Source organism: Pseudomonas sp. PA15(2017) (assembly GCF_001945395.1).
GTDB lineage: Bacteria > Pseudomonadota > Gammaproteobacteria > Pseudomonadales > Pseudomonadaceae > Aquipseudomonas.
This window is the reverse complement of sequence record NZ_MSXV01000054.1, coordinates 75,345-95,924: the sequence shown is the minus strand read 5'-3', so window position 1 is coordinate 95,924 and position 20,580 is coordinate 75,345. Positions and strand designations below refer to the sequence as shown.

Annotated in this window: 8 protein-coding genes; 1 reads left to right on the top strand and 7 read right to left on the bottom strand. The window is 66.3% G+C overall.

What is annotated here, in order from left to right; all coding sequences use genetic code 11:
- Positions 1-188: 188 nt before the first annotated feature.
- Entirely contained in the window at positions 189-2,081 is a 1,893-nt protein-coding gene (locus tag BVH03_RS19615) for a PhoX family phosphatase (protein ID WP_075962752.1), read from the top strand.
- Positions 2,082-2,092: 11 nt separating this feature from the next.
- Here the strand turns inward: BVH03_RS19615 and BVH03_RS19610 are convergent, their stop codons facing one another.
- The 7 genes from BVH03_RS19610 to BVH03_RS19580 form a co-directional block, all read right to left on the bottom strand.
- Positions 2,093-2,641 carry a TadE family protein gene (locus BVH03_RS19610; RefSeq protein WP_075962751.1) on the bottom strand — a complete coding sequence of 183 codons (549 nt, stop codon included), beginning with the start codon at positions 2,639-2,641 and terminating at the stop codon, positions 2,093-2,095.
- 8 nt (positions 2,642-2,649) lie between these two features.
- Entirely contained in the window at positions 2,650-4,677 is a 2,028-nt protein-coding gene (locus BVH03_RS19605; protein ID WP_168175649.1) for a pilus assembly protein TadG-related protein, read from the bottom strand.
- A gap of 50 nt (positions 4,678-4,727) precedes the next feature.
- Positions 4,728-5,195, bottom strand: coding sequence for a TadE/TadG family type IV pilus assembly protein (locus BVH03_RS19600; RefSeq protein WP_075962749.1), 468 nt, complete (start codon positions 5,193-5,195; stop codon positions 4,728-4,730).
- 400 nt (positions 5,196-5,595) lie between these two features.
- Positions 5,596-6,774 carry an HlyD family efflux transporter periplasmic adaptor subunit gene (locus BVH03_RS19595; protein ID WP_075962748.1) on the bottom strand — a complete coding sequence of 393 codons (1,179 nt, stop codon included), beginning with the start codon at positions 6,772-6,774 and terminating at the stop codon, positions 5,596-5,598.
- Positions 6,761-8,917 carry a type I secretion system permease/ATPase gene (locus BVH03_RS19590; protein ID WP_075962747.1) on the bottom strand — a complete coding sequence of 719 codons (2,157 nt, stop codon included), beginning with the start codon at positions 8,915-8,917 and terminating at the stop codon, positions 6,761-6,763. Before BVH03_RS19590 ends, BVH03_RS19595 begins: the two co-directional genes overlap by 14 nt.
- Positions 8,907-10,157 carry a TolC family protein gene (locus BVH03_RS19585; RefSeq protein WP_143486013.1) on the bottom strand — a complete coding sequence of 417 codons (1,251 nt, stop codon included), beginning with the start codon at positions 10,155-10,157 and terminating at the stop codon, positions 8,907-8,909. Before BVH03_RS19585 ends, BVH03_RS19590 begins: the two co-directional genes overlap by 11 nt.
- A 20-nt stretch (positions 10,158-10,177) precedes the next feature.
- Positions 10,178-20,524, bottom strand: a complete 10,347-nt coding sequence (locus BVH03_RS19580; RefSeq protein WP_075962746.1) for an Ig-like domain-containing protein — start codon at positions 20,522-20,524, stop codon at positions 10,178-10,180.
- Between the last annotated feature and the right edge of the window lie 56 nt (positions 20,525-20,580).

Here is a 20,580-nt window from a genome sequence, read left to right as displayed (position 1 = left end):
GGCCCTCGCTGTGAGGCCTGTGGCAGAGAGCTACCAGGTTATCCACAGATTGGATAACCGTATTTGTGAACATGGCCTACCTGTCGATAACTTTGTCGGCATTCCAGGCGCGTAGCATCAACTGTCATGCAAGCGTCACATCAGTGACATAGCGTCCCTGCGCATCAGAAGAACGCAGGAGCGCCGTGATGCATGATGATCAATTGACCGACCTCGAACGCCTGACCCTCTCCCGTCGCCGGTTCATCGGAGCCGGAGCGCTGACCGGCGCGGCGTTGTTTCTTGGCGGCGGCTTGCTGAGCCGTAGCGTACTGGCCGATTCGATCAGTGCCACGGTCCCCAGCCCTCTGCTGGGTTTCGCCAACCTGGCGGCCTCCACGGCCGATACCATCACCCTGCCGCCAGGCTATTCGTTCCGCCCGCTGATCAGCTGGGGCCAGCCCTTGCAGGCCGGCGGCCCGGCCTTCAAGGGCGATGGCAGCAACAGCGCGGCCGAGCAGTTGCTGCAGTTCGGTGACAACACCGATGGCATGAGCTTCTTCCCCTGGCCGGGCGACTCCGATCGCGCACTGATGGCCATCAACAACGAATACGTGAACTACCGCTATCTGCTGGCCCATGGCGGCCTGCCGAAATCCGCCGAGGACGTGCGCAAGGCGCAGAACGCCGAGGGCGTGACGGTGATCGAGGTGCGCCGCAGTGGTACCGGCTGGGCCTTCGTGCAGGGCTCGCCCTATAACCGACGTGTGCATGGCAACCTGCCGATCGAGGTGAGCGGCCCGGCACGCGGCCACGAGCTTCTGAAGACAGAGGCCGACCCGGCCGGTATCGAGGCGCTGGGCACCTTCCAGAACTGCTCCAGTGGCCAGACGCCCTGGGGCACCTACCTGACCTGCGAAGAGAACTTCAGCGACTGCTTTGGCAGCAGTGATGCCAACCTGCAATTCAGCCCTGATCAGAAGCGTTTCAGCGTGCTGCACGCCAGCGCCGAGAACGAGTGGCACCGTTTCGACCCGCGCTTCGATATTGCCAAGAACCCCAATGAGCTGAACCGCCACGGCTGGATCGTCGAGATCGACCCGTTCGACCCGCAAGCCAAGCCGATCAAGCGCACCGCCCTGGGCCGTTTCAAGCACGAGAACGCGGCGCTGGCCACCACCCGCGATGGCCGCGTGGTCGTGTACATGGGCGACGACGAGCGTGGCGAGTTCATCTACAAGTTCATCACCCGCGACCGTCTGGACCGCAGCGATGCCAAGGCCAATCGGCATATCCTCGATAGGGGCACGCTGTATGTGGCGCGTTTCGACGAGGGTAACGGTGATGCCGATCACTCCAAAGGCCGCGGCCGCTGGATCGAGCTGACCGCCGGCAAGCATGGCCTGACCGCCGAGCACGGCTTCGCCAAACAGGCCGAGGTGGTGATTCGCGCGCGGCAGGCCGGCACCCACGTCGGCGCCACGCGCATGGATCGCCCCGAGTGGATCACCGTCAGCCCCAAGGATGGCCAGGTCTACTGCACCCTCACCAACAACAGCAAGCGCGGTGAGCCGGGGCAGCCGGTCGGCGGCCCGAACCCGCGCGCCAACAACCTGTACGGGCAGATCCTGCGCTGGCGCGAGCATGCTGACGACGCTGCCGCCCTGGACTTCGAGTGGGATCTGTTCGTGGTCGCCGGCAACCCGGTGGTGCATGCCGGTACGCCCCAGGCGGGTAGCCATGCAATCAACGCCGACAACATGTTCAACAGCCCGGATGGCGTTGGTTTCGACGGCGGCGGTCGTCTGTGGATCCAGACTGACGGCAAGTACAGCAACAAGGGTGACTACGCCGGCATGGGCAATAACCAGATGCTCTGCGCCGACCCGCACACGGGCGAGATCCGCCGTTTCATGGTCGGCCCGGTGGGCTGCGAGGTGACCGGCCTGGCCTTTTCGCCGGACTACACGAGCATGTTCGTGGGCATCCAGCACCCGGGCGAAGAGGGCGGCTCGAGCTTCCCTGATCATCAGGCCGGCGTGCATCCCCGCTCCACGGTGGTGGTCATCACCCGTGACGACGGCGGCGTGATCGGCGCCTGATCACGGCCAGCTCAAAGGGTGACGGTGGTGGCGCCACGGATGACCACTTCACCGTCGTCCTCGGGCAGGCTGGGAATCGTTATCCCCAGCAGCCGCAGCGTAGGCACGATGGCTCGCTGGCCGCTGGGCCCGTCGTGGTTGTAGCCGCGTTGCAGACAGACGTGCAGCACGTAGCGCGGTGCGGCCGGGTCGCGATTATCGAGGGCGATGTTGCCGTAGGACGGCTGGCCGGCGTGGCCCGGCAACGGGCTCCAGTTCAGGCCGGCGGCATCCTGCTCGGGTGCCGGGCAATGGCCACCGCGCCAGCTTTCCGGTAGCCAGCTGCGTTGCACAACCGCTGTGACTTCCCGGCTGATCAGCTGGATATAGGCGGCATTGGCCGGGTCGACCTGCAACGTCGCGCGGGCCGCATCGGCGCTGACCTGCTTGAAGGTCAGCAGCAACAGCATGGGAATGCTGTAGGCGATGATCCCGTACACCACCACGAAGAACACCGCGAACAACATGGCGAACTCGATGGCCACGGCGCCCTGCTGGCTGCTTTTCCCTGGACGTTTCATCACTCACCTCAGCGGATCAACTGCGGGATGCCGCAGCTGATGCTGTGTACCTTGATTTCGGTTTTGCCGAGATCCAGGCCGAGGCTGGTGAGCAGGCTGCTGACGGCACTGCCCACGGCGTTGAGCACGGGCTTGAGCGCATCGAGAACCGGATTGAGGATGGTGAGTAGAAGGGGTTGGGAGTTACTGCTCAAGCCGAGGGACGAGGCCAGGCCGGTAAGGACACTGCTGAGCAGGCCGCCCTGCGGTTGCGTCTGTAACGAGGAAATCAGTTCGGTGCGGCATTGCATCTTGTTCGTGGTGCAGTTGTTCAGCAGCAACTTGTTGTGCCACTCGTCGGGCATCGTCGTGTCCAGCAACAGTGCTACCGGGCGGGGCCAGGTCAACCCGTCCGTTTTCATGGCGGCGCGAATGGCGTCCTTGTTGGGGTAGGTGGCCAGGTATTTGTCCGCGATCTCGGTTGCTTGCCCAGAAGTGAGGCGGGGATAGCCATTGGCGTCCTTTGGTGCGCCGACACCGATCATGCGGCTGACCTGGGAGAGCAGGTTGGCGACCGAGTCGCCAATCTTCAGATTATTGACCTGAGTGATGTCGGATTCATCTTCGGCGAGGGTCAGTTCGTCGCGCACGGGATTGTTGCCGGTGGCGATCAGAGGCACGGCGGCCTTGCCCTTGATCAGGTCGGCGTTCAGCAGCCTGACGATACTGGCGTCCTGAAGGGTGGACTCGGTGCAGCTGGTTCGGGTCGACCACAGCGCGCCGCCAGGCATCTCGCCGATGCAGATGTTGCCGACCGTGGACTCGACTTCGATGGTCGCCTCGGGCTCCGCGCGCGAGCAGTCGATGGCGGTTAGCTCGCCCTTGGCACTGACCAGATCGACGATTATCGGCAGCTTGATCGAGGTGCCGAGCAAATTCAGCAGGGAGCTCGCCAGGGGCACATTGTTGCTGTCGATATCGATATGCAGGCGAGTCTGTGCATTGAAGGCCGTGGTGCCCACTGGCCCGATGCCAATGGCCGGTGGCTCCACGACGCCGAGCTTCACCTTCACTGCACCGAGCAGATTGAGCTCATCCACCAGCAACCCACGCCCTTGAACCGCGGTCATCAGGCCTGTGGATAACACCTCGCCCAGCGCCAGCCTGGCGTCCAGGGCGGAGCCTACGGCCTGGCCGGGGCCGGTTATCAGCTTGAGCAGGCCGGGGCGCTCCTCGGTCGCCAGCAGATTTACCGTGGCATTCTTCAATTGCGAGTTCCCCAGTGTGGCGCCCAGTGCATTGACGTCGGCGGCCAATGCCTGATCGTGATTCACCAGATTGGCCGAAACGTCGACCAGCCGTTGGATGCCCACCGCACCGACCCGGGTATCCACCAGGCTCGCCAGGCCTTCAGGCGTAAGCGCCTTCAACTGATTGATACCGACCTCCACACCCAGCGCCTGCAGCAAGCCAGCCGGGGTGATTTGCGCGTTCGCCAGGCCCTGGGAATCGAGCACCGTCAGCCCGCTGACGTTTGCGCCGGCGGCTGTGAGTAACTTCGGCACCAGCCCGTTGGCATTGAGATCCAGCAATTGCGCGCCGACGCTGAACACCGTCAACGGGGCGCTATCCTTCTCGGCCACGGCAACGGCTTGCAGCCTGACGCTGTCGCTGCCGGTCAGCCCGAACAGGCTGCCGGTGCGCACCACGAGGCTGGCGGGTACCTGGCTGCTGGTGACCACCCGAACCGCCCGGCCATTGGCGGCGTCGGCGACTGGAGCGCGCAGGCCGTCGACGATCGAAACGCTCACGCAGGACGAACTCAGCGTGCGCCCGGCGCCCTGGACGAAACCATAGGACGCGGCATTCTCGACGGCATAGACCTGGGCAAGGGCGGTATCCAGCGAGCAATTGCCGGAAGCGAGCCGCGATATGGATTCCAGGGCTGCCGTGTCCGCCAGCTTCTGCAGGTTGCGCTGTTCGAGGTACAGGCGGCCGCTGTCGATCACCAGGGCCAGAAACAGGATGGCCATGACCAGGGTCGCCGCGCTCAGCATGCTGAAGGCGCCTCGCTGGCGGTGAAGGTCAGGCGTACCGCGATGCATGCTCAGCCCCCCGCGCCATTGCTGTACAGACGGATCTTCGCTTCACCGCGGATCTCGTCCGGCAACTGAGGCACCTTCCAGCCGAGAATCGAGAAGGGCGGCAGGATGCTTTCCGGGTCGCCATGGCGCACGCACACGCTCCACACCGCCCCGGTCTTCAGGAAGCCGTCGTAACCTTCGCACGGTTGTGCCCAGGCTGGCGGCAACCACGAGTTGTGCACGCTCTGTTGCACGCGCTGCTGATACAGGACGATCTGTTCGGGTGACGGGGCACGGGTATCGGGCGAGCGAATGGCGTCACGCAAGGCTTCGGTGGCCAGCTCCTGATAGGTGGCGCCGAGCAGAAACGGGATGCTGTAGCCGACCAGCCCGTAGAGAATCAGGAAAAAGATGATAAAGGCGATCGAGAACTCGACGGCGGCAGCGCCTCGCTGCCTGTAAGCCGAGCCAGTCCCAGCTGAGTGAGGCACTTCCCTGATCCCCGAAAGCGGTTAGATCCACGCGTTCCGGCGGCGTGATCAGCCTGTGGATAATCGGCCCGAAGCCGACTGCCAAAAGCCTGATGCACGCGCCACTGACTTCGTAATAGCACGCGCGAATGCAACTCTCCACCGCACTTTGTGATTAATCCGGCGAGGTGTTTTTCTCCTTTTTGAGCCCAAGAACCTGTTCGCGGTCTTTATGCCGGGCTTTATCCATATCGACTGCTATGTGGCGGGAGAGTCGTTCGCGTAATCCGTAGGAGGGGCTTTAGCCCCGAGCTCTTTGCGCGCTAATAAAGCTCGGGGCTAAAGCCCCTCCTACATTCTCACTGGCCGCTTCCGCCTCGTAGTTGCCATTACGCACGCCCAGAAAGATCGTGAGCGGGTTCTAGTAAAGCTGTGCCTTGAGCAGCGGCCTGAGCAGGTAGTTCAGCACCGTGCGCTTGCCGCTGAGAATGTCCACCTCCGCGACCATGCCGGGAATGATCGGCAGGATTTCATCACGGCGTTTGAGCTGGCTGCCGTCGGTCTTGATCAGCACCTCGTAGTAGAACTCCTTGCCCTGGGCCGTTTCCTCGAAAATGGTGTCGGCGCTGATCTGCTCCAGGGTGCCGGTCAGGTAGCCGTAGATGCTGTAGTCGTAGGCGGTGATCTTCACCTTGGTGGGCATGCCCGGCACCAGAAAGGCGACGTCGCGCGGTTTGATGCGGGCTTCGATGAGCAACTGGTCCTCGACCGGAATCACTTCCATGATCGGCTCGCCGGGCTGGATCACCCCGCCGCGGGTGTTGATCAGCACGGTGTTCACCCGGCCGCGTACCGGCGACAGGATCTCGGTACGGCGCAGCTGATCCTGGCGCTGCGCGACGATGGGCTCCAGGGCGCTGAGCTCGCTTTTCTTGCTCTGTCGCTCGGTGTAGGCGTCCTGGAAGTAGGTGCTGCGCAGCTCGGTCAGCTTGCCGTTGAGCGTGGCGATTTCCTGGCTGAGCTTGAGCGCCTCCATCTGGCTCACGGCGCGTTTGGCCACCAACGGCTCGACCAGGTTGAGCTGCTGCTGTGCCAGGCGGATCTGCCGGTTGATCGCACTGATGCCGTCCTGCAGCTTGTCGCGCCGGGATTTGAACAACTCCTGCTCGGAGCGGGCGAGGGGACTGGCCGGGTCGATATCCTCGGCAAAGTCGATGCGCTCCTTGCCCAGCACTTCGGTATCCAGGCGCGCGATGGTGGCGCGTAGTGCCGCCGACTGGTTGGCCGATTCCTGGAAGGCGGTGCGAAAGCGCGTTTCATCGAGGCGTACCAGGGGCTGGCCGACTTCGACCAGATCGCCTTCGCCGACCAGCAGGCGGTCGAGAATGCCGCCCTCCAGGCTCTGGATCTTCTGGATACGGGTAAAGGGCACCACGCGGCCGTCGCCGCGGGTCACTTCATCGAGCTCGGCCCAGGCGGCCCAGCCGATGAACAGCAGCACGGTGGCCAGCACCGTCCACAGCAAGGGCCTGAACAGCGGGTGGGTGGCGCTCAGCAGGGGATCGTCGAGCTGCCGGCGCAGGCGGTCATTGGACGGCATGGTTGCCTCCCCTCGGCTCCTGCGGCGCGCTCACCGCGTTGTCCTGCACCACCTGATCCAGCGCGCCGTCCATGATCACTCGGCCCTGGCGCATCACCACCGCACGCTCGACCAGCGAGAGCATGACCTTCTTGTGGGTCACCAGGATCAGGGTACGGCCGTCTACCCAGTGCTGCAGGTATTCGACCACGTTCTTTTCGCTGGTCTGGTCGAAGGACGAGGTGGGTTCGTCGAGCAGCACGATGGGCGGGTCCTGCACCAGCACGCGCACCAGCCCGACCGCCTGGCGCTGGCCACCGGACAGGCTGGCATTGCCCTGGATGGGCATGTCCAGGCCCAGCGGATGGCTGCGCACCCAGGCGCCGAGGCCGACGCCGTCGAGGGCTTCGAACAGCTCCTCGTCGCTGACCGCTGCGCCTTCCAGATTGAGGTTGTCGCGCAAGGTGCCGTAGAACAGGGCGATGTCCTGGGGCAGATAGCCGATATGCCGGCGGCGGTCGGCGGGGTCGATCTGGGTCAGGCTGATGTCGTCGACCATCAACCGCCCGGCGCTCGGGTCGAGCAGCCCGGCGAGCAAGCGCAGCAGGGTGGATTTGCCGGCGCCGTTGCCGCCCAGCAAGGTGACCCGCTCGCCCGCACGGATGCTCAGGGCGTTGATGTCGACGATGGGCGGTGCGTCGTCATGGGCGAGGCGCAGTTGCTCGAGGCGGTAGTCACCGGCCAGGTGTTCCTTGCGCACGAAACGCTGCCCGGCCGGGCGCTCGACCGGGCCGGTCATCAATTGGTCGAGGCCTTCGAGGGCGACCTTGGTGTGCTGCCAGCGGCCGAGAATGCCGGCGATCTGCGACAGCGGCGCGATGGTGCGCGCCGCCAGGATCGAGCAGGCGACCAGTGCGCCCATGCTCAGGGAGCCGTGGCTGATGCGGTACACGCCGAACACCACCACACCCACGTAGCACAGCTGCTGTACGGTGCTGACCCCGTAGCTGAGCGCCGAGGTCAGGCTCTGGGTTTTCATCGCGCTGCCGGCGAGCTGCGCGGTGAGGGTTTCCCACAGGTGCATGCAACGGCCTTCGGCGCGGCTGGCCTTGACCGTTTCCAGGTGCTCGATGGATTCGAGCAGGATGCCGTTCTTCACCGACCCTTCGCGCAGGTTCTGCCGCGACAAGCGTGCCAGGCGGCCCTGGGCGAGCAGGCCGGGGAGGATCATCAGCACGGCGGCGACCACCGGCACCCAGACCACATGGCCGCCGATCAGGGCGATGATCAACAGGAAGATGAACACGAAGGGCAGGTCGCTGATCACCGCCGCGCTCGATGAGGTGAAGAATTCGCGCACCGACTCGAACTCACGAATCTGCGTGCTGAAAGCCCCGACCGAGGCCGGCTTGGCGCCCAGGCGGGTGTTGAGCACGCGCTCGAACAGCAATGACGAAAGCTGCAGATCCAGGCGCTTGCCCAGGGTGGTGAGCAGGTGCGCGCGCAACCCGCGCAACAGGCTTTCCAGCACGATGGCCAGGGCCACGCCGCTGGCCAGCACCCACAGGGTGTCGAAGGCCGCGTTGGGCACCACGCGGTCGTAGACCTGCATGGCGAACAGGGCGGCGGCGATGGCCAGCAGGTTGGCGATGAAGGCCGCCACGGCCACTTCCACATAGGAGCGCCGCAGGCGCTTGAGCGCACCGTAGAACCAGTGCTCGCGCGTCGGGCTGGCGAACTCTTCGGCGCGGCCATCTGGCCGATAGCGGCACTTGGCGAAAACCGCCATACCGCTGTACAGCGATTCCAGATCGGCAATCGGCAATTGCTGCATGCCGCCGTCACTGTGCGGCACGAGGATCTCCGCCTGCTCACCGTGCTGGCCGACCAGCACCACGCAGCGCGCGTCCTTGAGCAGCAACAAGGCCGGTAGCAGGTAGTCGTCGATACGTTGCAGCTTTTCTTCGCTGACCTGGGCGACGATATCGGCGCGGCGCAGGGCGCGCGGCACCATGCGCAGCGGCAGGCGGCCCTGCTCCAGGGCGATGCCGTCGGCCAGTTCGGCGTCGGTCAGCGGGCGGCCGAGCTGCCGGCACAGCAGCACCAGGCCCTGGCGCAGCGGGTCATGGTTCTTGCCCGGCGTGGTCAGCGTGTCAGGATCCATTCAGGCCGTTCTCCAGCAAGGGGCCGAGCAGGCCGATCTGCGCCGCAGCGCGGTATTCCAGGCGCAGGCGCTCGACCTGAAGGACGATCAACTGGCGCTCGGCTTCGAAACGCTCGCGCTGTACGGTGAGCAGGTCGATGACGTCGCGGCGGCCCACCTCGAACTGCTCGCGGTACAGGCCGCCGACCTGCTCGGAATCACGCACCTGCACGGCCAGCGCATGTTCGCGCCAGAGCAGCGAATCGCCGATGTCGAACAGGCTCTGCAACTGGCGGCGAATGTCGCGCTGGATGGCGTCCTGGCCCCAGCTCGCGGACTCCAGGCGCTGGGCGGCAGCGGTGGGACGCTGGAAGTTGGACAGGCCCTGGATGGTGTCCATGCGCAGGCGCAGGTTGACCATCGAATCGTTCTGCAGGCGCCCGCCGATCTCTCTGCGTGTGGCCGACGCCTCGAGGTTCAGTTGCGGCAGCAGCGCTGCCTTGGTGCCGCGCAGCTCGGCCTGGGCCAGGTTGGTGTCTTCAAGGGCGCGCTGGTACAGCGGCGAGCCGGTGATCAGCCCTGGCAAATCGCGGGTCGCCAGGTAGCGCTGCATGGACTGTGGGCGCGGTTCGGCCAGGCCTTGCGCTGGCGCCCCGACGAGCAGCGCGAACTGGTTGCCGGCATCGAGCAGGGCGCCTTTTTCCAGAGCCAGTTGCTCCTGGGCGCGGGCGATCTCCAGGCCGGCGCGGTCCTGTTCGCTGCGATCGGAATAACCATCGGCGCCGCGTGCTTCGGTCATCCCACGGATGTCGTCGAGCAGGCGGATGTGTCGGCGTACCGCATCGATACGGCGTTGCGCGACCAGCACGTCCAGGTAGGTTTCGACGATATCCAGGGCGGCGTCTTCGCGGGTCACCTCGGCGCTGGCCGACAGCTGGCGCTGGGTCGCCCTGGCGCTGTCCACCTGGCTGTCGACGCGGCCCCAGTCGTAGAGCATCTGCGAGACGGTGACGTCGTAGACGGTCTCGCCGATGTCGAACTCCTGCGGGCCGCCGGACAGCGACAGCGAGGGGTAGTAACCGCCCTTGGCGATCTTCACCTCGGTCTCGGCACGCGCCGCATCCGCTACCGCGGCGCGCACTTGCGGGTGGATCGCCAGGCCGCTGCGTACGGCCTGGTCCAGCGGCATGGCCATGGCCGCCGCCGGCAGCCACAGGGTGAGTGCCAGGCGCGCGGCCCATCGACAATGAGGCCTGTGCATGCGGTACGACGATTTCCCTATCAACTGACCACGACCTGTACTGTGTTCTCTTCCACCAGCAACGTGGTGTTTGCGTAGGTATAGACGTCGTAGACGATGCCTTCAATCAACTGCGTTCCGGTCTTGGCAGCGCTGTTGCCGATGTTCAGCACGTCGTTGCTCTCGCCGGTGATCTGCAGGGTGTTGCGCGAATCGGTCATGGCGTCCACCGCCGCCGCGGTCAGCGTCAGGGTGCTGCCCGAGTCACCGGTGCCCAGGTCGATGCGCTCGATATTGCTGAACGTGCCGATGCCGGCGGCTCCGTAGTTGATGTCGATGCCGCCGTCGAACACCACGGTGTCGAAGCCGGCGCCGCCGTCGATGCTGCCGAAATTGGTGGCGCGGATCTGGATGGTGTCGTTGCCGGCCCCGGCGTCCACGCGATCCCCGGCCCCCACGTTGAGAATCAGGTCGTTGCCATTGCCGGCGAAGATCCGTTCATTGGCGATGGTGGCGCTGCCGGAGAGGATGTCGTCGGCTGCCGTGCCGTCGACGCGCACGGTGCCGATGGTCAGGCCGAACAGGCCGAGCGGGTCGAGGTCCACGGTGTAGAGGCCGGTGGTCTTGCCGGCGGACGTGGCAGTGATGCGCAATGCCAGGTCGGGGCCCAGGTTGAGCAGGTTGGTCAGCGACAGGCCAAGCTGGTTGAGCACGCTGGCGCTGAGCAGGTTGATGGAGAAGTTGCCATTGGCATCGGCCGCCAGTGGCGTGAGGCCGATGTAACCCGCCGGGGTCAGCACCTCGACGGCCAGCGCGGCGCCCGCCACGGTCTTGCCGCTGATGCCGAGCCGGGCGGCCGGCAGATTCAGCAGGCTGAGATTGGCGTCCACTGCCAGGTTACCGAGGGTGATCGGCTGCTGCTGCAGATGGCTACCCAGCCCCAGGGCTACCACGTTGCTCTGGTTGCCGGCCTGGTCTTGCGCCGATACGGACACCTGGGCGCTGAGCAACTGGTCCCAGGTCAGGCCGATGTTCAGGCCGCTCAACAGGTTCACCGAGGCGATCCCGGCGTTGTTGGCGGTGACCGTGGCGGTGGCCACCGTGCCGCCGAGATCGATGCGCACGGTCAGCTCGCTGTTCGGTTCGCCCGAGATGGTCAGCAGGTTGCCAACCAGATTCAGTACCGGTGAAGACGGCGCGATGGTGTCGACCGTGAAGTTCGCGGCCTGAGAGTTGGCGCCGTTGTTGATATGTGCGGTGACCGACGCGGCCCCCTGTGGAAAACTTCCTGCCGGTGGCACTACCGACACCACGGTGTTGCCGGCCAGCACTTCGGCCGCGGTAACGGTGTGGGTCTGGTTGAAGGTGTAGCCCCCGGCACCGGTGTAGGTGAGGGTGACGGTGTCACCGGCGCGCACGCCTGTGGCCAGCCCGACGCGCACCTGGATGCCGTCGGCGGCCTCGGCCGCGTTGATGTAGGTGTCGAGGGCTTCCGGCACGCTGATGATCGGTGCCGACAGGTTGGGCGCATTGGTGCCCGCCGACACGCTGACGTTGCCCGCGGCATCGGTTGCGGTCACGGCGATCGCCTGGCCTGCCACCAGCGCGGGGATCAGCACGGCGGCGAAGGTACCGCTGGCGTTGGCCGTGACCGTGATCGGGTTGGCCACGTTGCCGTTGACCACGATACGCACCTGGCTGCCCGCTTCGGCGCTACCGGTGAGCAGGGTGCCGTCGGCGCTGACGAACAGGTTGCTGGGTGCAGTTGGCGCCTGGCTGTCGATCGTAGTGGTGGTCGAGCCGCTGGTATTGCCAGCCGCGTCGCGCGCTACGGCGTTGACCACCGTGCCATTGGCCAGTGGTGCCGGCGGCGTGACACTCCAAGTGCCGTTGGCGGCAGCGGTGGTCGTACCGATGGCTGCGCCGTTGCTGGCGGTGAGGATCACCGTGCTGCCTGCCTCGGCGGTGCCGGTGAGCACCAGGCCTCGGCTAGGCTGAATGGTCGGGTTGGCAGGCGCGACGCTATCGATGGTGGTACTGCTCGAGCCGCTGGTGTTGCCAGCTGCATCGCGAGCTACCGCGTTGACTACCGTGCCATTGGCAAGTGGGCTGGATGGCGTGATGCTCCAGGTGCCGTTGGCCGCGGCGGTTGCCTGCCCGATGGGCGTGCCGCCTGGGCCGGTGAGAAGCACCGTGCTGCCGGCCTCGGCGCTACCGCTGAGTGAGGTGCCATTGCTCGCCTGGATCAGCGGCGCGTTGGGCGCCACGGCATCGACCGTGGTGCTGACCGAGGCGCTGGTATTGCCGGCGGCATCACGGGCGACGGCGGTCACCACCACGCCGTTGGCCAGGGCCGGGCTCGATGTGAAAGTCCAGTTGCCGGCGCCGTCGGTGCTCGCCGTACCGATGCGGATGCCGCCGGGGCCGGTAAGGATCACCGTGCTGTTGGCTTCGGCCGTGCCGGCCAGCACCACGCCGTTACTGGCCTGGATGGTCGGGACGGCAGGTGCCACGTTATCGATGGTCGTGTTGGCGGGCGGGCTGCTGTTACCGGCAGCATCGCGTGCTACCACGCTTACCTGCGTGCCATTGGTCAGCGGCGCCAGCGGTGTGAAGCTCCAGTTGCCCTGAGCGTCAGCGATTGCCTGGCCGATAGCGGCGCCGCCCGGTCCGGTAAGAATCACCGTGCTGCCCGCTTCGGCGGTGCCGCTCAGCACGGTGCCGTTACCGGGCATGATGGTCGGTAAAGCAGGTGCCACGCCATCGATCACCACGATGGCCGGCGCGCTGACGTTATTGCTGGCATCGGTAGCGGTGATGCTGACCGAGGTGCCATTGGGGATGACGGGTGAGAAGGTCTGTGACCAGGCGCCCGTGGTGGCATCGGCGTTGACCTGTACATCTGCCTGACCGGCGATGCGGATGGTGATGATGCTGCCTGGCTCCGCCGTGCCGCTGAGCACGCTGCCGTTACTGGACTGCACAACGGGCAGGTCGGGCACGCTGTCATCCACGGTCACGCTGGCGGCGCCGCTCAGGTTGCCGGCAGCGTCCACGGCGATAGCCGTGACCACGGTGTTGTCGGCCAGCGGCAGCGTGGGTTGGTAGTACCAATTGCCATTGGCGTCCACGGCCACCGTGGCGATCTGCACCCCGCCCACGCTCAGCCGTATCGTGCTGCCGGCCTCGGCGGTGCCGCTGACTTCCATGCCATTGCTGGCGGCGATGACTGGCGCGAGCGGGGCGACGTTGTCGACCGTGGTAGTCGCGATCGGGCTCTGGTTGCCGGCTGCATCCCGCGAGCTGACACTCACCACTATGCCGTTGGCCAGCGCAGTGCCCGGCGTGAAGCTCCAGTTGCCGCCCGCGTCGGCCGTCAAGGTGGCGATGGTGTTGCCATTGGCGGTGAGCGTCACCGTACTGCCCGCCTCGGCGGTACCGCGCAACGCCAAGCCGTTGGTGACCTCGATGGTCGGTGCGACGGGGGCGAGCGCATCGATGATGATGGTCGCGGCCAGGCCGGTATTGCCCGCCGCGTCACGAGCGCTGACGCTGATCACCGCGCCATGCTGCAAGGGCGTGCTGACAGGAAAGCTCCAGGCATCGCCTGGGCCCACCGCGACTTCGGCTATGACCACGCCGCCCGGACCGGTGATGATCACCGTACTGCCGCTTTCGGCCGTACCGCTGAGCAGCACGCCATTGCTCGGCTGAACGACCGGAGCGGCAGGCGGTACGGTGTCGATCACCAGGCTCGCCGCCGCGCTGGTGTTGCCGGCCGCATCCCGGGCCACCACGGTGACCTGGGTATTATTGGTGAGGGCCACTGGCGGTACGAACGACCAGTTGCCGCTGCCATCGGCCACCGCCTGACCAATGACGACACCGCCCACAGCGGAGATGATCACCGTGCTGCCGGCCTCCGCCGTGCCGCTCAGGACGATGCCGTTGCTGGGTTGTAGTGTGGGCGGCTGCGGTGCCTGGGTGTCGATGGTGACGGCGGCCGACGGTGAACTCACGTTGCCTGCGGCATCCGTCGCCGTCGCGGTGATGCTGGTGCCGTTGCCTGGGGGGCTGTCCGGATTGAACGTCCAACTGCCGTTGGCGGCGACTTCCGCCGTGCCGATCACGGTGCCCCCGGCTCTGATCGTCACGGTGCTGCCAGCTTCGGCGGTGCCGGTAATGACCTGGCCGTTGCTCGGCGCGATCACCGGGGCAAGCGGTGCAACACCATCAATCAGGATGCTGGCTGGCGCGCTTTCATTGCCCAGTGTGTCGCGGGCCACCACGGTAACCAGCCTGCCGTCCGGCAGGGCCGGGCTCAGGATAACGCTCCACTTGCCATCGGCACCAACCGTGATGGGGCCGCTATTGATCGGCACGCCACCGGCGCCGGTGAGAATGATGGTGCTGCCGGCCGCCGCCGTACCGCTCAGAGTCAGGCCGTTGCTCGGCTCGATGGTGGGGTGCTCGGGCACCTGGGCATCGATCACGGTGCTGGCGGATGGGCTGGTGTTGCCGGCAGCATCACGTGACACCACTGTTACCTCGGTGCTGTCGGCGAGGGCTGGAGAGGGTTTGAAGCTCCAGGTGCCCGCCGTGTCGGCCGTTACCTGGCCATTGGTCGCCCCACCAGGGCCGGTGATCAGCACGGTGCTGCCGGCCTCTGCCGTGCCGCTGAGTTCGACGCCATTGCTGGGCGAAATGGTCGGCGCTACTGGCGCCACGGTGTCGACGGTGGTGCTGACCGAGCCACTGGCGTTGCCGAGCGTGTCCCGGGCGACCGCATTGACCACCGTGCCATTGGGCAAGGCCGGCGAGGGTGACAGCGTCCAGGTTCCATCGGCTGCCGCGGTGGTCTGGCCGATCACCCGGCCGCTGGCATCGCTGACGACCACGGTAATGCCCACCTCGGCGGTGCCGGTGACCCGTACGCCATTGCTGGCATCGATCGTCGGAGTGGCCGGCGGTTGTGCATCGATGGTGGTGGTGGCCGAGCCACTGCTGTTGCCGGCGGCGTCCCGTGCCACGGCGGTTACCACCAGCCCATCGGCCAGGGCGGGCGTGGGCGTGAAGGTCCAGTTGCCATTGGCGTCCGCGATTACCTGGCCGATGCTGACGCCGCCCGAGCCGGTGAGTATCACCGTAGCGCCCGCTTCGGCGCTGCCGCTGAGTTGCGTGCCGTTGCTGAGCGCGATGGTCGGCGCGTCGGGGGCGACGCCGTCGACCACCGTGGAGGCCGGCGCACTGCTCAGGCCAGCCACGGTAATCGTGGCGTTGACGGTAGTGCCGTTGGCCAGCGGCGTCTGCGGGGTGAACGTCCAGTTGCCCTGGCCGTCGGCGACGGCCTGACCGATGACGGCGCCCGTCCCGTCGGTCAGTTGCACGGTGGCACTCGCCAGGGCGGTACCACTGAGTTCGCCACCGTTGCTGGGCTCGATGGTCGGGCGCGGTGGCAGGCTTGCATCTATCGTCACGCTGGCCGGTGGGCTCTGATTGCCCACGCCGTCGGTGGCCGTCACCGTCAGCCGGGCGCCATTGGGGAGGGCGCTGGCCGGGGTGATCGACCAGTTGCCGTTGGCATCGGCAGTGGTGGTCTGGCTGAAGCCATTGGGGCCGGTGATGGTGATCAGGCTGTCGGCTTCGGCAGTGCCGGTCACCTGCGTGCCGTTACTGGGGTCGATTACCGGTGCAGCGGGCGCCTGGGCATCGATTGTAGTGATGGCCGCCGGGCTGGCGTTGCCGAGCGCATCGCGGGCCACCACGGACACCTGGGTGCCATTGGCCAATTGGCCGTTGATGGGATAGCTCCAGGTGCCGTTCGCGTTGACCTGGACGATTACCGGCGCGGCATTGCCGATGGTCAGCGACAGCGTGCTGTCAGGATCGGCAATGCCGCTCAACGCGCCCGATCCGCTGCTCGGCGAGATCGTCGGCGCAGCGGGAGGCTGAGCATCCACCACGGTGCTGCCGGGCTGGCTGGTGTTGCCGGCGGCGTCGCGCGCCACCACGTTGACCTGGGTGCCATCGAGCAGCGGGCTCGGCGGCGTGAAGGACCAGTTGCCATTGGCGTCGGCCGTCGTCTGGCCGATGGCGACGCCGCCGGGCCCGGTGAGAATGACGGTGCTGCCGGCTTCGGCGCTGCCGCGGAGTAGGCCGCCGTTGCTGGGCTGGATGGTGGGCGTGTCGGGCGCCATGGCATCGATGGTGATGCCGACGGCAGCGCTCTGGTTACCAGTCGGGTCGCGGGCGACGATGCTCACCGCGGCGCCGTCTGCCAACGCTGTGTCGGGTGTGAAGCTCCAGGAGCTCTGGGCATTGACCTGCACCCGGCCGACCACCACGCCGCCAACGCTGATGATCAGCAGGCTGCCGGCTTCACCGGTACCGCTCAGTTGTTCGCCATTGCTGGGCACGATGGTGGGCGCCGCGGGCGCGACGCTGTCGGTGGTCACGCCGCTGGAGGCGCTGGTGTTGCCGGCTGCGTCGCGGGCCACGGCGTTGACCTGGGTGCCGTTGGGCAAGGCACTGGCCGGGGTGAACGACCAGTTGCCGCCTGCGTCGGCGCTGACCTGGCCGAGCACCGCACCATTGGCACCGCTAAGAATCACCGTGCTGCCGGGCTCGGCGCTGCCGCTCAGCTGCGTACCGTTGCTGGGGTTGATGGCGGGCGCCGCCGGTGGCACGCCGTCGATGGTCAGGGAGGCCGCAGGGCTGATGTTGCCGGTAGCGTCCGTTGCGGTGGCGGTGACGCGGGTGCCGTCCGGGAGTTGCGCGGTGAGGGTCGTGCTCCAGGTGCCGTCGGCCGCGGCCGTGGTTGCGGCGATCAGGTTGCCGTCGCCGTCGCGCAGGGTAACGGTGCTACCCGGTTCGGCGAAACCGCGCAGGACGATTCCATTGCTGGGCTCGATGATGGGCATCGAGGGCGCTGTCGCATCGATGGTCAGGCTGGCAGGTGCGCTGGTGTTGCCGGCGGCGTCGCGGGCCACCACGCTGAGGCTGGCATTGTCGGCCAGTGCTGGTGACGGAGTCAGCGACCAACTGCCGTTGGCGTCGGCAGTCGCCTGGCCGATCACCCGGCCGCTGGCATCGCTGATGATCACCGTGCTGCCGGCCTCGGCGGTACCTGCCAGCCGGGTCCCATCGCTCGGCTGGATGACCGGCGCTTGAGGCGCGAGGTTATCCACCGTGGTGCTGACCGTACCGATCACGTTGCCCGCCGCATCGCGAGCGCTGGCGCTCACCAGCGTTGCATTGGCCAGTGGTGTGGCCGGCTGGAAGCTCCAGTTGCCCTGAGCATCGGCAATCGCCTGGCCAATAACGGCGCCGCCCGGTCCGGTCAGAATCACCGTGCTGCCAGCTTCGGCCGTTCCGCTGAGCAGGCTGCCGTTGCTGGGTTGCAGCGTGGGTACGGGCGGCGCGACATTGTCGGTCACCGTGGTGGCTGGCGCGCTGCTGGCGCCGTTGGCCACCACGGTTGCGCTGACACTGGTGCCGTTGGGCTGTGGGGTAGGCGGCGTGATCGTCCAGTTGCCATTGCCGTCAGCAGTAGCCTGGCCCAGCGCAACGCCGCCAGGGCCGGTCAGCACCACCAGCGCGCCTGCCGTGGCCGTACCGCCGAACTGGCTGCCGTTGCTGGGCTCGATGGTCGGGCTCGCCGGCAGCGTGGTATCGACTGTCTGGCTGGCGGTGGGGCTCTGGTTGCCGGCTGCATCGGTAGCGGTGACGGTGACGCTCGTGCCGTTGGCAATTGGCGTTGCCGGTGTGAACGTCCAGATACCATCGGCATTGGTGGTCGTGGTCTGGGCGGGGGCGCCGGGCATGCTGATCGTGATGGTGCTACCAGGCTCGGCGGTACCGCTGAGCAGGCCGCCGTTACTGGGATTTATCACCGGGGTTGCGGGCGCTGCAGCATCGATGCTGCCCGTCGTCGAGGCGCTTTCGTTACCACTGGCGTCTCGGGCGCTGATTTCCAGGTAGGTGCCGTTGGTTAACGGTTCGCTGGGGGCATGGCTCCAGTTTCCGTCGGCGTCCGCGAGCACTTCGACCACGGTGGCGGGTGACGTGCCGATGCGGATGATCAGCGTGCTGCCCGGTTCGGCGGTGCCGCTCAGAAGGTTGCCATTGGTGGGGTTCAATGTTGGCGCCGCTGGCGCCTGGGAATCGATCACCACAGTACCGGGCGGGCTGACGTTGCCAGCCGGGTCGCGGGCGGTGATGCTCAGCGGCGTGCCGTTGCCCAGTTGGGCATCCGGTGTGAAACGCCAGTCGCCATTGCCGTCGGCCAGCACCTCGGCGAGGACGATTCCCCCTGGGCCGGTGATCACCACGGTGCTGCCAGCCTCGGCGCTGCCGCTCAGGACGCTGCCATTGCTGGGCTCGACCTGAGGAGCGGCCGGTGGTGTCCGATCGATCTGTACCGCAGTAGGCTCGCTGGTGTTGCCGGCGGCATCGCGCACCACGACTTCGATGCTGGCACCATCGGCAAGCGCAGTGGTAGGGATAAAGTTCCAGTTGCCGTCCGCATCGGCGACGGTCTGTCCGATCAGGTCGCCATTGTTGTAGATGAGGATGATCTTGCCGCCGGGCTCGGCGGTGCCGCTCAGTTCCGTGCCGTTGCTTGGTTGAACGTCGGGAGGCAGCGGTTGCGCGGCGTCGATGACCAGCGTGGCGGCGGCGCTGGTGCCGGCGGAGGTACTGGCGACAGCGGTGATGACCGTGCCGTTTGGCTGGGCGGGTGATGGTGTAATCGACCAGGTACCATCCGGGCCGGCTGTGGCACGGCCAATTTCGGCGCCATTCGCGCTGACAACGACCAGGCTGCCGGCGTCCGCCGTGCCGGAAATCACCGTGCCGTTGCTCGTCGTGAATACCGGCGCGTTGGGTAGGGCGTTATCCACAACCACCGTTTGCGGCGGGCTGGTGTTGCCGGCCGGGTCACGGGCCACCACGCTCACCTCGTCGCCATTGGCGATCGCCGGGCTGGCCGTGAAATGCCAGTTACCGTTGGCATCCACCCGCGTTTGGCCGAGGACGCCATTGGCGTTGCTCAGGATGACCGTGCTGCCTGCTTCCGCGGTGCCGCTGAAAACCGTGCCGTTGCTGTTGCCGACCGTTGGCGGATTAGGCGCTTGGCCGTCGATCGTCAGGCTCGTTGGCGGGCTGACGTTGCCGGCGCGGTCGGTGGCGGTGATGGTCACGGACGTAGTGTCGGGCAGGGTGGAGCCGGGTTGATAAGACCAGGTGCCGTCTGCCGCCGCGGTGACGGAAACGGTGTTCCCGTTGATCGTGATCTTGACGGTGCTATTGGCTTCGGCAGTGCCGACGAGCTGAGCGCCATTACTGGCCTCGACGGTGGGTGCCGCTGGGGGCGTTTTGTCGATGACTATGCGGATCACCGGAGGCCGGAAGCCGCCAGGCGCCACCGTATGAATATCGATCAGGGTGCCATCCGGCCAGGCTGGCGACGGCGTCCACGACCAGTTGCCATTGGCATCGGCAGTGGTCACGGCCAGCACTTCGCCGTTCGGGCGCATCAAGGTAATCGTCGAGAAAGATGTTGCCGAGCCGCTCAGCTCCTCGCCGTTGCTGGGCTCCACCGTCGAAGGTTGGGCAACCGTCGGCGCATTCAGCGTTGCCGGTGTGCTGGCATTGCCTGCAGCATCCACGACCACCACGGTGATGGTTTCGCCACCTGTCAGCGGTGAGTTGAACGCAATGGTGAAGTCGCCGTTTTCATCGGCAGTCGCCGTGTAGGGCGTGCCGTTCACGTCCACTCTGACGGTGGCATTGGGCTCGGCGTTGCCGGTGAGGAACCGGCTGTCCTGGCTGAGCTGCAGGTTGGTCGCAGCGGCCGGCGGTTGGTTATCCACAGGATCGACGGGAGGCTGCGAGCTACCACCATCGTTGCTACCGCTATCGCTGCGCCGGTCGATTTCATCCGCCACGGCGACGCCGCCGACGATGGCCACGCCACCGATAATCGCTGCCGTGCCCAGGCCAAGGGTACCGCCTGCGGCGCCGGCCACCGATGTCAGCGAGGTGAAGCCGGAAAGGGTGCCTTCGGATGCGTAGGAGGCAGCGAGAATGCCGTCGCTTGCCGCGGCCTGGGAAAGATCCACAGCGACCAGCTGCTCTTCTTCGCCTACCAGATACAGCTGGCTGGGCTGCTCGGCGGGTGCGTAGAAATTGCCGATACGCAGCACCTCACCGTTGTGCATCTGCACGATGAGATCCGATTCTTCGCGGGTATAACGGGTGACTGCCTCGGGAGGGATATTGAGCGCTACATGGCTGCTTTCGGACAATGGCAGCGTATTGCTGACCACCTGCTCGGTTGCCTGAGCGACCTGTTGGCCGATGGGCGCGACTTTCGCCTGTACTGCCATGAGGCATCTCCCTTTGTCTAATTTGAAACTTCAGCGAGTTGCTTTCCTGCACAGGC